Below are 14,682 nucleotides of genomic sequence, written 5' to 3'. Positions count from 1 at the left end.
CGTTCCGGCATACGGGGTCGACCCTCGCCCGTGTTACGTATAACCTACGGCGTTATACGTAACACTTCAGCGTCTCGGGAGGGGCCGTGCTGCGGGGATACGCCGAGTTGCTGCGCGTCAGACACGTCGGCAGGCTGCTCACCGGAACGCTCGTCGGGCGGCTGCCGAACGCCACCGCCGCGTTCGCCATCGTGCTGTTCGTCCGGGCGGAAGGCGGCTCGTACACCCTGGGCGGCATCCTCTCCGGCGGCTACGGCCTGGCCACCGCGATCGGGCAGCCGCTCCTCGGCCGCGCCGTCGACCTGCGCGGCCAGCCGCGCGTGCTGCTGCCCAGCGCGCTGCTCTCCGCCGCCGGGATGGCCCTCTTCGCCGTCGTGGGCATCGATCCGCTACCGCTGGCCTGCCTCGCCGTCCTGGTCGCCGGGCTCTTCACGCCGCCGCTGGAGGGCGCCCTGCGGGCGCTGTGGCCCAGCGTGCTCAAGCGCGAGGACCGGGTGCACGGGGCGTACGCGCTGGACGCCGTGGCGCAGGAGGTGATGTTCGCGGTCGCACCCCTGATCGTCACCCTGCTGGTCGCCACCGCCTCCGAGTCGGCCGCGCTGCTCGTGCTCAACGCCCTGGGCGTGCTGGGTGCCCTGTGGGTCGTCCTGTCGCCGCCCGCCCGCCGGTGGCGCTCCGAGCCGCGCGAGGCGCACTGGCTGGGCGCCCTGCGGGCGCGCGGGCTGCTGGTGATCCTCGGCGCCTTCTTCTTCGTCGGCGTCGCCCTCGGCGGTACGGCCGTCGCCTCCGTCGCGTACGCGGACGCCCGCGGCGACGACGCCATCGGCGGGTACCTCCTCTCCGCGCTCGGCGCCGGCGCCCTGGTCGGCGGCATCGTCTACGGCGCCCGGCAGTGGCCGGGCCGGGCCGAGCGGCGGCTGCAGTTGCTGCTGGCGGGCCTGGCGGTCGGCTATCTGCCGCTGATGCTCACGCCCGGCACCGTCGCCATGACGCTGCTCTCCGGCGTCGCGGGCCTGTTCCTCGCCCCGGCACTCGCCTGCTCCTTCGTCGTCGTCGACCGGCACGCGCCGCGCGGCACGGCCACGGAGGCGTTCTCCTGGCTGGTCACGACCTTCGGTTTCGGCGCCGCCGCGGGCACCGCGATCAGCGGTCCCGCGGTCGAGCACGGCGGCGAGACGGGCGGCTTCGCGGTCGTCGGCCTGGGCGGGGCGGCGGCGCTGCTGGTGCTGACCGGCTTCGTGCGGGTTCTCGCGGGCGCCGCCCGCTCGCCCCGACCGGCCGAAAAAGATCGAATCGGCGGAGCTGCACCCGGTTTCGAAACAGAGCGACAGGCGTAATGTTCAGTCATGGACCGCCGCATTTTCGGGCTTGAGAACGAGTACGGCGTCACGTGCACGTTCCGGGGGCAGCGCCGCCTGTCCCCGGACGAGGTGGCGCGCTACCTCTTCCGCCGGGTCGTCTCCTGGGGCCGCAGCAGCAACGTCTTCCTGCGCAACGGTGCACGCCTGTACCTGGACGTCGGCTCGCACCCCGAATACGCAACTCCCGAGTGTGACAACGTCATCGAGCTGGTCACCCACGACAAGGCGGGCGAGCGCATCCTCGAGGGCCTCCTCGTCGACGCCGAGCGCCGGCTCCACGAGGAGGGCATCGCCGGGGACGTCTACCTCTTCAAGAACAACACCGACTCCGCCGGCAACTCCTACGGCTGCCACGAGAACTATCTGGTGGCCCGGCACGGCGAGTTCTCCCGGCTCGCCGACATCCTCATCCCGTTCCTCGTCACCAGGCAGCTCATCTGCGGCGCAGGCAAGGTGCTGCAGACGCCGCGCGGCGCGGTCTACTGCGTCAGCCAGCGTGCCGAGCACATCTGGGAGGGCGTCAGCTCCGCCACGACGCGCTCCCGGCCCATCATCAACACCCGCGACGAGCCGCACGCCGACGCCGAGCGCTACCGCAGGCTGCACGTCATCGTCGGCGACTCCAACATGTCCGAGACGACCATGCTGCTCAAGGTCGGCGCCACCGACCTCGTGCTGCGCATGATCGAGGCGGGCACGGTGATGCGCGACCTGACCCTGGAGAACCCGATCCGGGCCATCCGCGAGGTCAGCCACGACATGACCGGGCAGCGCAAGGTGCGCCTCGCCAGCGGGCGGGAGGCGTCCGCGCTGGAGGTGCAGCAGGAGTACTACGAGAAGGCCGTGGACTTCGTGGACCGCCGCGGTATCCGCACCGGCGTCGTCGAGCAGGTCCTCGAGCTGTGGGGCCGCACCCTGGAGGCGATCCGCTCCCAGGACCTCGCCAAGGTCGGCACGGAGATCGACTGGGTGATGAAGCACCAGCTCATCGAGCGCTACCGGGCGAAGAACAACATCACCCTCTCCCACCCCCGGATCGCGCAGATAGACCTCGCTTACCACGACATCCACCGCCGCCGCGGCCTGTACTACCTGCTGGAGAAGCGGGGCCAGGCCGCCCGGGTCTGCAACGACCTGAAGATCTTCGAGGCCAAGTCAGTCCCGCCGCAGACCACCCGGGCCAGGCTGCGCGGCGACTTCATCCGCCGGGCGCAGGAGCAGCGGCGCGACTTCACGGTGGACTGGGTGCATCTGAAGCTGAACGACCAGGCGCAGCGGACCGTGCTGTGCAAGGACCCGTTCCGCTCGGTGGACGACCGGGTGGAAAAGCTGATCGCCGGAATGTAGGCGGGGCGCGCGGTGGGTGCGGGACGGATGTGGTGACGGGGATCCGGGCGCGAAGGCCGTAGAGTGGCCGGAGCTGCCCGGACCCCCCTACACGAGTTGGACCCATGACACATCGCAAATTGACCCGCATGGGGGCGGCGCTCGTCGTGCCCGCCCTGCTGTTCGCCGCGGCCTGTGGCTCCGAGGACTCCTCCGACTCGGACAACGGCGGCAAGACCGGCGCCGTGACCAAGGTCACGGGCGCCTTCGGCGAGGAGCCGAAGTTCGACGTTCCGGACGACGCCAAGGCGTCCGACGAGGCCGTCGTCAAGGTCCTCAGCGAGGGCGACGGCGCCAAGGTCGGCAAGGGCCACCAGGTCCGGCTGGACTTCGCCGGCAAGACCATGAAGGACGCCCAGGACCTGGGCAGCACCTGGGCGCAGCCCGCCGCGGGGGGCGGCGGGGGCCAGCAGGCCGGCGGCGCCGTGCACCAGCAGCTCATGGGCAAGGTCGGCGAGCCGAACCAGTCGCTGCCGCCGGACGTCCTCGACTCCGTCGAGGGCCACACCGTGGGCAGCCGGCTGCTGGTCGAGGGCACCGCGGGCGCGCTCGTCGGCGAGAGCCTGAACCCCGAGTCCGGCATCAAGAAGGGCGACGGCCTGGTCTGGGTCATCGACGTCGCCGGCGCCGGGAAGGTCGACGCCAAGGGCGAGCTGAAGGGCGAGTCCGCCGAGCCGCGCGAGGGCATGCCGGAGATCGAGGTGCCCGCGGGCAAGGCCGCGAAGATCACCATCCCGGACGGCGCGGACGCCCCGAAGGAGCTTGAGGAGCAGGTCCTCATCAAGGGCAAGGGCGCCAAGGTCGAGGCCGGCCAGGGCCTCGTCGCCCAGTACACCGGCTACGCCTGGGAGGACGGCAAGAAGTTCGACGCCTCCTGGGACAACGCCGGCGCGGCCACCTTCCAGATCGGCACCGGCTCGGTCGTCGAGGGCTGGGACAAGGCGCTGGTCGGCAAGAAGGTCGGCGACCGGGTGCTCCTGGTCATCCCGCCGGACCTGGGCTACGGCAAGTCCAAGGGCCACGAGCTGGAGAAGAAGACCCTCGTCTTCGTCGTCGACATCCTCGGCACCGTCTGACCTGCGGTCCGCGCGGCGGGACCGGTTCCGGGACGCGCCGGGTCATGCGGCCCGGGTGCGGCGTGCCGGTCCCGGTGCCGTCGGGCGCGCCCCGGGTCGCCGGGTCGGCCCCGGCCGCGGAGGGCCGTCGCAGCCCCCCGCCGGGGCATGGCGTCGGCCACCGGGATCCCGGATGCGCCGGACGGTCCAGCGCGCCGCACCCTCCGGGGAGGCGGCGGCACCGCCGCCCCGGGGTGTCTGCAAGACTTACGGCCCAGTCACCGACCACCCCATGCGCGAGGAGTGTTCTTCCGTGAGCATCGACAAGCCCGAGGTCGACTTCCCCGAGGGCCCGCCGCCGGCCGACCTGGAGGTCCAGGACCTGTGGGAGGGCGATGGACCCGTCGCGAAGGCCGGTGACACCGTCTCCGTCCACTACGTCGGGGTCGCCTTCTCCAGCGGCGAGGAGTTCGACGCGAGCTGGAACCGCGGCAAGCCGCTGCAGTTCCAGCTCGGTGCCGGCCAGGTCATCCCCGGCTGGGACCAGGGCGTGGCGGGCATGAAGGTCGGCGGCCGCCGCCGGCTGACCATCCCGCCGCACCTGGCCTACGGCGAGGCCGGCGCCGGCGGCGGCCGGATCAAGCCGGGCGAGACGCTGATCTTCGTCTGCGACCTGGTCGCGGTCTGACGGCACCGTCCGCACGCAGCAGAGCGCAAGGCCCCCGCCGTACGGCGGGGGCCTTCGCTTTGGCCGCCGGGCCCAGGCGGAGTACGGTCGTCATCTGCGAACACCAGCGACACGTGCGGTAGACGGTCGCCGGCGGCAGCCGCCCGCTGCCCCGGACGCGCAATAAGGAGAACCCCTCGATGGCGATCGCCAAGGCTGAGCGGCTGATGTGCCTGGCGCTGTGCCTGCTCGGCACCGGCCGTCCGCTCAGCAAGCGTGAGCTGCGCACGTCCATCGAGGCGTACGTGGAAGCCTTCGGGCCCGGCCGCGGGACCGCGTTCGGCTCCGACACCGCGGGCGAGGACGCCTTCAACCGGATGTTCGAGCGCGACAAGGACGACCTGCGCGAGCTGGGCATGGTGATCGACACCGTCGAGGGCCTGGACGGGGAGCCCGGCTATCTGGCCCGCCGGGACAACAACCGGCTGCCGCCCGTCACCCTGGACGCGGAAGAGGCCGCCGCGCTCGGAGTGGCCGCGAAAGTCTGGCAGCAGGCCCGGCTCGCGGGCGCGGCCAGTGGTGCGCTGCAGAAGCTGCGCGCCGCCGGGATGCCGCTCGCGGGGGAGGGAGCCGACCCGGAGGCCGGTGCGGTGGAGCAGGTCAGCGCGCTGGAGCCGCGGATTCCGGTGCGGGAGGCGGCGTTCGAGCCGCTGATGCTCGCCTGCCGCGACCGCCGGCCCGTCGTCTTCCCGTACCGCAAGGCCAATGCGGCCCGTCCGGAGGATCGGCATGTCGAGCCGTGGCAATTGGAGTGCTGGCGGGGCCACTGGTACCTCGTCGGCCACGACCGCGGCCGCGACGCCGAGCGCGTCTTCCGGCTCTCGCGCATCACGGGCCGGGTCCGCAACCGCGGCCGTGGCTTCACCGTCGAGGTGCCGGACCGGGTGACCGTGCGCGAGACCGTCGAGCGCTGGGCCGGCGAGAGCGCGGACCGCTCGGCGCTGATCCGGCTGCGCACCGGCGCCGGCTACCCGCTGCGCGCCCGCGCGTACGGCATCCGCGAGGCGGTGCTGCCCGGCTGGGACGAGCTGGAGATCCCGTACGGGCACGGACTGGACGCCTGGCTGGTGGAGTTCGGTCCTGACGTGGTGGTCCTGGAGCCCGCCGAGCTGCGGGCCGACGTCATCGACCGGCTGCGTGCCGTGGCCAAGGGCTGAAGGGGAGCGGGGGAGCAGTGGCCAGTGCCATCGACCGGACCCGGCGGATGCTGTCGCTGGTGACGTATCTGCGGGAGCGCAACGGGGCGTACCTGTCGGACGTCGCCCGCGCCTTCGGTGTCACCGAGGACGAGCTGATCTCCGACCTGGACGTGCTGCCGATGTGCGGGACGAGCTTCCGCGGCGGCGACCTGCTGGACATCGACACCGACGGCGAGCGCATCTGGTTCCACAATCCCGAGTCCACCGGCACCGGTGAGCCGCTGCGACTGGCCGCGGACGAGGCCACCGCGCTCCTGGTGGCGGCCCGGGCCGTGGCCACTTTGCCGGGGTTGCGGGCCGGTGACCGGCGGGCGCTGGTCCGGGCCACCGCGAAGCTGGAGGCCGCGGCCGGCGAGTCGGCGGCGGCCAGCTCCAGCCTGTCGGTGACGTTCGAGTCCGAGGGCGGGGTCTTCGCCGAGGTGGACCGGGCCATCTCCGAGCGGCGCCGGCTGTGGCTGCGGTACTACTCGCCGTCACGGGACGAGCTGACCGAGCGGGAGATCGACCCGATCCGGCTGGTCTCCGTCGGGCACACCTATGTGGAGGCGTGGTGCCGGCTGTCGGAGGCGCGGCGGACGTTCCGGCTCGACCGGGTCGCCGAGATCCGGATCCTCGACGCCCCGGCCGACCCGCCGCCCGTCGAGCTGCGCGATCTGTCCGAGGGCATCGTCCAGCCGTCCGCGGAGGACCCCGAGGTCGTCATCGAGGTGGGCCCGGGCGGGCGTTGGGTCGCCGAGTACTACCCGCACGACAGTGCGGAGGAGCTGCCCGACGGGGGGCTGCGGATCTCGCTGCGGGCCCCGGACCCGGCGTCGCTGCGCCGGCTGGCGCTGCGGCTGGGGCGGGACGGGCGGATCGTGGCGCCGGGTGACCTTGCGGACAGCGCGCGGGACGCGGCGGTCAAGGCGCTTGCCGCGTACGACGTTTAGTAACAAGCTCCGCTATTCCGGCATAGGGGGCGTAGCGAACGAATCGGCGGTCTGCGTCCTCCGGGCGCCGGTGTCTTCTGGGGCCGCCGCGGCGGCTAGGCTTCGCCCATGATGTGGCCCATGACCGCCGTCGCGCTCGGCTTCCTCGGGCTCGTCGCCCTTGCCGTTCCGGCCCTTCGCGTCGGCCTCGAAGTGCACAGACTCGCCCGCCGGCTGGACGACGCGGCGCAGCAGATCAGCCGTGCGACGCGAGATCTTGAACGCTCCGCGGCGGACGTCGCCCGGCGGGCGGGCTCGACACGTGACCTCCCCGGATCGGATTTCGGGAGGTAGGCTGCAGGTCGCGGCTCCGGTGCGAGGCGGGGGCCACGATTGGTGTACGCCGGGGGATTGCCCGGAGTTCACCCCCGCGGGTTACGATCGATCACGCCCAAACCCACGCAGCCTCGGTGAGAAGGTAGACGCATATGTTCGGACGGCTCGGCCCTACCGAGATCATCCTGATTCTCGTCGTCGTCATCCTGCTGTTCGGCGCGAAGAAGCTTCCGGACATGGCCCGTTCGCTGGGCAAGTCGGCCCGCATCCTCAAGAGCGAGGCCAAGGCCATGAAGAACGAGGGCAAGACGGACGAGGCCGCTCCGGCGGACCCGCCGCAGCCCGCGCCCAAGACCATCCAGGCCGCCCCCGGCGACGTGACCAGCTCCCGTCCGGTCAGCGAGCCGCAGGTCAACGACCAGCAGCCGCAGGCGCAGACGCAGCAGCAGTCGCAGCGCTGACCGATCCGCAGGGGCACTCCGCGGCCGGAGACGGTCTCGCGGCACGAGATGAGGACGTGGGTTGCTAAGCGTTGCCCGCCGTAAGGAGCGCAAGGAGCGCGAGGAGAGGGACCCCGAGGGGCGTATGCCGCTCGCGGAGCACCTGAGAGAGCTTCGCGACCGGCTCGTCAAGGCCGTCGGGGCCATCCTCGTCGTCTGTATCGTCGCGCTCTTCTTCTATCAGGACATCGTCGACTTCCTGATGGACCCGGTGCTCGAATCCGTCGGCTGCCCGGACGACCTCAAGGCGTCCGACATCGGCAAGAAGGAGGACTGCGCCTCCTTCACGGTCAACGGCCTCATCTCGCCGTTCACCATCATGCTCAAGGTCTCCTTCATGACCGGCATGGTGCTCTCGACGCCGATCTGGCTGTACCAGTTGTGGGCGTTCCTCGCCCCCGGGCTGCACAAGAACGAGAAGAAGTACTCGCTCGGGTTCGTCGCCGCGGGCGTGCCGCTCTTCCTCGGCGGTGCCTTCTTCGCGTACAAGATCCTGCCGACGACGGCCGAGGTGCTGCTGGAGTTCACTCCGGAGAACGCCACCAACCTGCTGCCGCTGCCGGAGTTCATCGACCTGCTGACCCGCATGGTCGTGGTCTTCGGGCTCGCCTTCGAGCTGCCGCTCGTGCTGGTGATGCTGAACATGGGCGGGGCCGTCACCGGGCGCCGTATGCTCGGCTGGTGGCGGGCCATGATCTTCGGCATCGTCGCCTTCGGCGCCGTCGCCACCCCCAGCACCGACCCGATCGGCATGTTCGCGCTGGCCGGCCCGGTGATCGTGCTGTACTTCCTGGCGACCGGGTTCTCCCTGCTCAACGACCGCCGCCGGGCCCGTATCGCGGCCCGTGGGCCGGCGGACGACGAGGCGTCCGACCTCGACCTCACGCCCGAGGACGTGGGCGACGTGGAGCCCGTGAGCGCCTCGGCGTCGCTGCCCGAGCAGTCCACCGGCGAGGCCGACGGCGCAGGTGGCGGCGGGAGCGGGGACAGCACGCCCCGCAGAAATGGTTACGACGACGCCACCTGACCGCTAGGGTCACGCGGGTGACCAGCGATATCACCGTGTTCGTCAACCCCACCGCGGGCCGCGGCCGGGGTGCCAAGGCCGCCCCCGTCGTCACCGAGGCACTGCGTGACGCCGGCTACGAGGTGACCACCGTCCAGGGTCGCGACGCCGCCACCGCGCTCGCCGGTGCCCGCGAGGCCGTCGCCGCGGGCACCGGGGCGCTCATATCGGTCGGCGGCGACGGGATGGCCGCCCTCGCGCTGCAGTCCGTGGCCGGCACCGAGGTGCCCGTGGGCATCGTGGCCGTGGGCACCGGCAACGACTTCGCCCGCGCCACCGGTCTGCCCGTACGCGATCCGGACGCCGCCGCCGAGGTCGTCGTGGGGGCCCTGGAGTCCGGCAGCACCCGGGCGATCGACCTGGGCAAGGCGGGGGACACGTACTTCGGGACCGTGCTGGCCTCCGGGTTCGACTCCCGCGTCAACGACCGGGGCAACCGGATGAGCTGGCCGCCCGGCCGGTTCAGGTACGACGCGGCGATGGTCGCCGAGCTGGCGTCCTTCCGCCCGATCCCGTACAGGATGCGGCTCGACGACGGCCCCGAGACCGAGATCGAGGCGACCCTCGTCGCCGTCGGCAACGGCCCGTCGTACGGCGGCGGCATGCGGATCTGCCACGAGGCGCGGATGGACGACGGGCTCTTCGACATCACCGTCGTGGGCCGGTGCAGCCGGCGCACGCTGCTGCGGGTCTTCCCGCGGGTCTACAAGGGCACGCACCTGACCCATCCGGCCGTCACCGTGCACCGGGCCGCGCGGGTGTCGCTGAGTGCCGCAAACGTCACCGGGTACGCGGACGGGGAGCCGCTGGGTCCGCTGCCGCTGACCGCGGAGTGCGTGCCGGGCGCGGCCCGAGTGCTGGTGCGCTGAGCCCCCGGCCACCCGGAACGCCGCTGGTCGCGGCCGCCGCGGTCCGGCGGGCCCGGGGCGGTCCCCAAAGATCGGGTGCGCTGTCGGTGGTGCCCGGTAGGCTCGTACTCACGATGACCGACGAGCACATCCCTCCCGCCGAGGCGTACGCGGCGCACCGCCGCCGGGCCGCCGAGGAAGCCACCGCACTCGGCTCGTTCCGCGGGCTGTACGAGTTCGCGCTCGACCCCTTCCAGCTCGACGCCTGCCGGGCGCTGGAGGACGGCCGCGGCGTGCTGGTCGCGGCGCCGACCGGCTCCGGCAAGACGGTCGTCGGCGAGTTCGCCGTGCACCTGGCGCTGGAGCAGGGCCGCAAGTGCTTCTACACCACGCCGATCAAGGCGCTGTCGAACCAGAAGTACGGCGACCTCGTCCGGCGCTACGGCGCCGCGAACGTCGGCCTGCTGACCGGCGACAACACCATCAACTCCGACGCCCCGGTGATCGTCATGACCACCGAGGTCCTGCGGAACATGCTGTACGCGGGCTCCCAGACCCTCCTCGGCCTCGGCTACGTGGTCATGGACGAGGTGCACTACCTCTCCGACCGCTTCCGCGGCGCCGTCTGGGAAGAGGTGATCATCCACCTCCCGGAGTCCGTCACCCTGGTCTCCCTGTCGGCGACGGTCTCCAACGCCGAGGAGTTCGGCTCCTGGCTCGACACCGTGCGCGGCGACACCGCGGTCATCGTCTCCGAGCACCGCCCCGTGCCGCTGTGGCAGCACGTGATGGCCGGCCGCCGGATGTACGACCTGTTCGAGGAGCGCACCGCCGCCGGCGGCCGGCAGGAGCCCGCCAAGGCGGTCAACCCCGACCTGTTGCGGCTGGCCCGGCAGGAGTACTCCCGGCCGTCGGGTCCGCGCGAGCGCCGCCGCGGCCGGGGCCGCGAGGCCGACCGGGAGCGCGAGCGCCGCTCCCGCTCCCGGGTCTGGACGCCCAGCCGGGTCGAGGTCATCGAGCGGCTGGACGCCGAGGCGCTGCTGCCGGCGATCACGTTCATCTTCAGCCGCGCCGGCTGCGAGGGCGCCGTACAGCAGTGCCTCTACGCGGGCCTCCGGCTCAACGACGAGGAGGAGCGCGCCGCCGTCCGCGAGATCGCCGAGCTGCGCACGGCCGCGATCCCCCGCGAAGACCTGCACGTGCTGGGCTACTTCGACTGGCTGGAGGGCCTGGAGCGGGGCATCGCCGCGCACCACGCGGGGATGCTGCCGACGTTCAAGGAGGTCGTCGAGGAGCTGTTCGCCAAGGGCCTGGTCAAGGCGGTGTTCGCGACCGAGACGCTGGCCCTCGGCATCAACATGCCGGCTCGCTCCGTGGTGCTGGAGAAGCTGGTGAAGTGGAACGGCGAGACCCACGCCGACGTCACGCCGGGCGAGTTCACGCAGTTGACGGGCCGCGCGGGGCGCCGGGGCATCGACATCGAGGGCCACGCCGTGGTGCTGTGGCAGCGCGGCATGAGCCCGGAGTACGTCGCCGGCCTGGCCGGCACCCGGACGTATCCGCTGCGCTCCTCCTTCCGCCCGTCGTACAACATGGCGGTCAACCTCGTCGCCCAGTTCGGCCGGCACCGCACGCGCGAGCTGCTGGAGATGTCCTTCGCGCAGTTCCAGGCGGACAAGTCGGTCGTCGGCATCTCCCGCCAGGTGCAGAAGAACGAGGAGGGCCTGTCCGGCTACCGCGAGGCGATGACCTGCCACCTCGGCGACTTCGAGGAGTACGCGCGGCTGCGCCGCGACCTGAAGGACCGTGAGACGGAGCTGGCCCGCGAGGGCGCCTCGCAGCGCCGCGCCGCCGCCGCGGGCTCGCTGGAGAAGCTGCGGCCGGGCGACGTGATCCACGTGCCCACCGGCAAGTTCGCCGGCCTCGCCCTCGTCCTCGACCCCGGCACGCCCGCGGGCCGCACCAACGGCCACCGCGGGTTCGAGCAGCACGACGGCCCCCGCCCGCTGGTGCTCACCGCCGCCCGGCAGGTCAAGCGGCTGGCCGCGATGGACTTCCCGGTGCCGGTGGAGCCGCTGGAGCGGATGCGCATCCCCAAGTCGTTCAACCCCAAGAGCCCGCAGTCGCGCCGCGATCTGGCCTCCGCGCTGCGCACCAAGGCCGGGCACCTGGAGCCGCGGCGGCACCGCAAGGAGCGCGCCCCCGCCGCCGACGACGCCGAGATCGCCCGGCTGCGCAAGGCGATCCGCGCCCACCCCTGCCACGGCTGCGACGAGCGCGAGGACCACGCCCGCTGGGCCGAGCGGTACCACCGGCTGCTGCGCGACACCCACCAGTTGGAGCGCCGCATCGAGGGCCGGACGAACACCATCGCCCGCACCTTCGACCGGGTCTACGCGCTGCTCACCGGGCTGGGCTACATCGCCGAGCAGGACGGCGGCGAGAAGGTCACCGAGGACGGCCGCCGGCTCGCCCGGCTCTACGGCGAGCTGGACCTGCTGGCCTCCGAGTGCCTGCGCGAGGGCGTCTGGGAGGGCCTCGGCCCCGCCGAGCTGGCCGCCTGTGCCTCCGCGCTGGTCTACGAGGCCCGGCAGTCCGACGACGCGATGGCGCCGAAGCTCCCCGGCGGCGGCGCCAAGCGGGCTTTGGGCGACATGGTCCGCATCTGGGGCCGGCTCGACGCGCTGGAGGAGGACCACGGCATCCGCCAGACCGAGGGCGTCGGCCAGCGCGAGCCGGACCTCGGCTTCGCCTGGGCCGCGTACCAGTGGGCGTCCGGGCGCAGCCTGGACGAGGTGCTGCGCGAGGCGGACATGCCGCCGGGCGACTTCGTGCGCTGGTGCAAGCAGTTGATCGACGTGCTGGGGCAGTTGTCCGCCGCCGCCGATCCGGAGGGCACGGTCGCGGGCAGCGCCCGCAAGGCGGTCGACAAGGTGCTGCGCGGCGTCGTGGCGTACAGCTCGGTGGGCTGAGGCGGCCCGCGCGCGGGGCACTACCCTGCCCGGGTGATCACCTACGACGATCTGACGCCCCCGGAGCGGGAGTTGTGGGCCGCGTTCCCCGAAGGCCGCCCGGTGGACCTGCGCGTGGGCGAGGCGGCTCTGGACGATCCCGCCGGCGGCGCGGCCTGGGGCCCGGAGCGTACGGTACGGGCCGCGGTCCTCGCCGCGCTGCTGCTGGGCGCGCACCCGCCGCAGCCCGGCGCCATCGCCGCGCTCCGGCTGGCCGGGGCGCGGATCACCGGGGGACTGGACCTGACCGGGGCGGAGACCACCCACCGGCTGCGGCTGGAGCACTGCTTCCTGCACGAGGAGGTCGTCCTCACCTCGGCGACCACGGCGAGCGTGCACCTCGACGACAGCGTGCTGCCCCGCGTCGACGCCCGACTCGCCCGGGTCGAGGGCGTGCTGTCGGTGCGGCGCAGCCGGGTCGCCGGCGCCCTGCTCGCCACCAACGCCCGGATAAGCGGTGAACTCCTCCTCCACGGCACCCGGTTGGCCGGCGAGAACGGCTGGTCCCTCTTCGCCGGCGGGCTGGAGGTGGACGGGGCGGTCTTCTGCACCCACGGCTTCACCGGCGGCGGCGGTATCCGGCTCATCGGCGCCCGGCTGTCCGGCGGGCTGTTCCTCGACGGCGCGCGGATCGGCGCCGCGGACGGCCTCGCGCTTCTGCTCGACCACGCCGAGGTCACCACCGTCCAGATCACCGACGGCTTCGCCGCCGCGGGCCGGTTGGAGCTGCGCGGCACGCACATAGCCGACCTGCTCAGCTTCGACGGGGCGCGGCTCGGCGACTGCACCGGCATCGACTGCGCCCGGATGCAGGCCACCGACCTCCGCTTCACGCCCGCCGTCCGCCCGGCCGGGCCGGTCTCGCTCGACGGCACGCAGGTGACCACGCTCCACGACGACCCGGAGAGCTGGCCCGTGACCGTCCTCCTCGACGGCTTCGCCTACGGGTCCATCCAGTCGGCGGGCGCCGCGGGGAAGGACTCCGTACCCCGCAGGCTCGACTGGATCCGCCGCGGCACGGGCTACGCCCCGCAGCCGTACGAGCAGCTCGCGGCCTGGTACCGGCAGATAGGCCACGTCGACGACGCCCGCCGCGTCCTGCTCGCCAAGCAGCGCGCCCGCCGCCGCACGCTGCGCCCCGCGGGCCGCGCCTGGAGCCTGCTGCTCGACGGCACCGTCGGCTTCGGCTACCGGCCGTGGCTGGCCGGGCTCTGGCTGGCGGCGCTCACGCTGCTCGGCAGCCTGGTCTTCGCCGCGGGCGACGACCGGCCCGTGCGCGAGGGCGAGGGGCCGGACTTCCATCCCGTCGTCTACGCCCTGGACCTGCTGATCCCGGTCGGGGGCCTCGGCCAGCGCGACTTCTGGTACATGTCGGGCGGGCCGGCGCAGATCCTCTCGTACGTCCTGGTCGCCACCGGCTGGCTGCTGACCACGGCGCTGGTGGCGGGGATGACGCGGACCCTGGAGCGGACGTAGCGGCCGGGACGCGGCGTGCCCCGCCGCGTCCGTGACCGGGTGACGCCGCTGCCCCGAACGTGGGAGAGGCGCGGGGTGTTGCGCCGCCGGACCGCCGCGGCCGGTGACCCTGTGAGCCATGCGTTGGACCAAACTCTGTGCCGCGGCGGTCTCCGCCGCCGCCCTGTCCGTGCTCGTGGCCGCACCGACCGCCGCCACGGCCCCCCGCGACGAGCCGGCGTGCACGTCGGACACCGGCCCGTACCAGCGGGAGCTGGAGAAGGAACTGCAGCTCGAAGTGGACGGCCGGCAGAGCCCGGAGGACTGCGCCGCCATCAGCGCGCTGCAGCGCCGCCTCGACATCCACCCGCCCGACGGGTACGCGGACCTGATGACGTACCGCTACGCGCTCGCCGACCGCGTGGGCCGCGACTCCGCCGAGCGCCGCGACTGCCCCACGCGCACGTACCGCGTCACGTGCGTGGACCTCGACCGGCAGTTGCTGTGGGTGCAGAAGGGCGGGCGGCTGGTGTTCGCACCGGTGCCCGTGCGTACCGGCCGCAAGGGGCTGGAGACCCGCGTCGGCTGGCACCGCATCTACTGGCGCAACCGGGACCACCACTCGACGATCTACGACGTCCCGATGCCCTACGCGCAGTTCTTCGACGGCGGCCAGGCCCTGCACGGCACCGACGAGGACCTGTTCACCTCCGGCTCCGCCGGCTGCGTGAACCTCACGGAGGAGGACGCCAAGACCCTCTGGGACCTGCTGCGCGAGGACGACCAGCTCTACATCTGGGGCGCGAAGCCGGGCACGGGCGGCTGAGCGC

At 72.8% G+C, this 14,682-nt stretch carries 13 protein-coding genes; all 13 read left to right on the top strand.

Annotation, left to right across the window (positions count from 1 at the left end; genetic code table 11):
- The first annotated feature begins 86 nt into the window (after nt 1-86).
- The gene (locus ACFYVJ_RS22785; RefSeq protein ID WP_388894218.1) at nt 87-1,337 is read left to right on the top strand and encodes an MFS transporter; all 1,251 of its coding nucleotides are present in this window, start codon (nt 87-89) and stop codon (nt 1,335-1,337) included.
- A gap of 9 nt (nt 1,338-1,346) precedes the next feature.
- Nucleotides 1,347-2,708, top strand: coding sequence for a Pup--protein ligase (pafA, locus tag ACFYVJ_RS22780; RefSeq protein ID WP_018836870.1), 1,362 nt, complete (start codon nt 1,347-1,349; stop codon nt 2,706-2,708).
- A 128-nt stretch (nt 2,709-2,836) separates the two neighbouring features.
- Complete coding sequence (locus tag ACFYVJ_RS22775; protein WP_388894299.1) at nt 2,837-3,823, top strand: FKBP-type peptidyl-prolyl cis-trans isomerase; 987 nt, start codon at nt 2,837-2,839, stop codon at nt 3,821-3,823.
- 292 nt (nt 3,824-4,115) lie between these two features.
- On the top strand, nt 4,116-4,490 hold the full coding sequence (locus ACFYVJ_RS22770) for an FKBP-type peptidyl-prolyl cis-trans isomerase (protein ID WP_047014842.1): 375 nt from the start codon (nt 4,116-4,118) through the stop codon (nt 4,488-4,490).
- A gap of 179 nt (nt 4,491-4,669) precedes the next feature.
- Nucleotides 4,670-5,686: a helix-turn-helix transcriptional regulator gene (locus ACFYVJ_RS22765; protein WP_388894214.1), complete on the top strand. Its 1,017-nt coding sequence runs from the start codon at nt 4,670-4,672 to the stop codon at nt 5,684-5,686.
- Nucleotides 5,687-5,733: 47 nt separating this feature from the next.
- The gene (locus tag ACFYVJ_RS22760; RefSeq protein ID WP_388894296.1) at nt 5,734-6,657 is read left to right on the top strand and encodes a helix-turn-helix transcriptional regulator; all 924 of its coding nucleotides are present in this window, start codon (nt 5,734-5,736) and stop codon (nt 6,655-6,657) included.
- 120 nt (nt 6,658-6,777) lie between these two features.
- Complete coding sequence (locus ACFYVJ_RS22755) at nt 6,778-6,990, top strand: hypothetical protein (RefSeq protein ID WP_388894211.1); 213 nt, start codon at nt 6,778-6,780, stop codon at nt 6,988-6,990.
- A 134-nt stretch (nt 6,991-7,124) separates the two neighbouring features.
- On the top strand, nt 7,125-7,433 hold the full coding sequence (gene tatA / locus ACFYVJ_RS22750; RefSeq protein ID WP_047014839.1) for a Sec-independent protein translocase subunit TatA: 309 nt from the start codon (nt 7,125-7,127) through the stop codon (nt 7,431-7,433).
- A 124-nt stretch (nt 7,434-7,557) separates the two neighbouring features.
- Nucleotides 7,558-8,499 (top strand): twin-arginine translocase subunit TatC, encoded by a 942-nt coding sequence (gene tatC / locus ACFYVJ_RS22745; protein WP_388894293.1) that lies wholly within the window; start codon nt 7,558-7,560, stop codon nt 8,497-8,499.
- Nucleotides 8,500-8,516: 17 nt separating this feature from the next.
- On the top strand, nt 8,517-9,407 hold the full coding sequence (locus ACFYVJ_RS22740) for a diacylglycerol kinase (protein WP_388894207.1): 891 nt from the start codon (nt 8,517-8,519) through the stop codon (nt 9,405-9,407).
- A gap of 113 nt (nt 9,408-9,520) precedes the next feature.
- Nucleotides 9,521-12,358 (top strand): DEAD/DEAH box helicase, encoded by a 2,838-nt coding sequence (locus ACFYVJ_RS22735; protein WP_388894204.1) that lies wholly within the window; start codon nt 9,521-9,523, stop codon nt 12,356-12,358.
- Nucleotides 12,359-12,391: 33 nt separating this feature from the next.
- Nucleotides 12,392-13,873, top strand: coding sequence for an oxidoreductase (locus ACFYVJ_RS22730; RefSeq protein ID WP_388894201.1), 1,482 nt, complete (start codon nt 12,392-12,394; stop codon nt 13,871-13,873).
- A gap of 118 nt (nt 13,874-13,991) precedes the next feature.
- Nucleotides 13,992-14,678, top strand: a complete 687-nt coding sequence (locus ACFYVJ_RS22725; RefSeq protein ID WP_388894198.1) for a L,D-transpeptidase — start codon at nt 13,992-13,994, stop codon at nt 14,676-14,678.
- Nucleotides 14,679-14,682 lie beyond the last annotated feature (4 nt).

This window comes from Streptomyces sp. NPDC004134 (genome assembly GCF_042874195.1).
GTDB lineage: Bacteria > Actinomycetota > Actinomycetes > Streptomycetales > Streptomycetaceae > Streptomyces.
The sequence above is the reverse complement of the archived record's forward strand: the minus strand, read 5'-3'. Positions and strand labels throughout refer to the sequence as shown.

What these genes read in the sequence shown, in the direction of transcription:
- pafA (WP_018836870.1), top strand. Translation starts at nt 1,347, where the DNA reads ATGGACCGCCGCATTTTCGGGCTTGAGAACGAGTACGGCGTCACGTGC.
- ACFYVJ_RS22775 (WP_388894299.1), top strand. Translation starts at nt 2,837, where the DNA reads ATGGGGGCGGCGCTCGTCGTGCCCGCCCTGCTGTTCGCCGCGGCCTGT.
- ACFYVJ_RS22765 (WP_388894214.1), top strand. Translation starts at nt 4,670, where the DNA reads ATGGCGATCGCCAAGGCTGAGCGGCTGATGTGCCTGGCGCTGTGCCTG.
- ACFYVJ_RS22760 (WP_388894296.1), top strand. Translation starts at nt 5,734, where the DNA reads ATGCTGTCGCTGGTGACGTATCTGCGGGAGCGCAACGGGGCGTACCTG.
- ACFYVJ_RS22755 (WP_388894211.1), top strand. Translation starts at nt 6,778, where the DNA reads ATGACCGCCGTCGCGCTCGGCTTCCTCGGGCTCGTCGCCCTTGCCGTT.
- tatA (WP_047014839.1), top strand. Translation starts at nt 7,125, where the DNA reads ATGTTCGGACGGCTCGGCCCTACCGAGATCATCCTGATTCTCGTCGTC.
- tatC (WP_388894293.1), top strand. Translation starts at nt 7,558, where the DNA reads ATGCCGCTCGCGGAGCACCTGAGAGAGCTTCGCGACCGGCTCGTCAAG.
- ACFYVJ_RS22735 (WP_388894204.1), top strand. Translation starts at nt 9,521, where the DNA reads ATGACCGACGAGCACATCCCTCCCGCCGAGGCGTACGCGGCGCACCGC.
- ACFYVJ_RS22725 (WP_388894198.1), top strand. Translation starts at nt 13,992, where the DNA reads ATGCGTTGGACCAAACTCTGTGCCGCGGCGGTCTCCGCCGCCGCCCTG.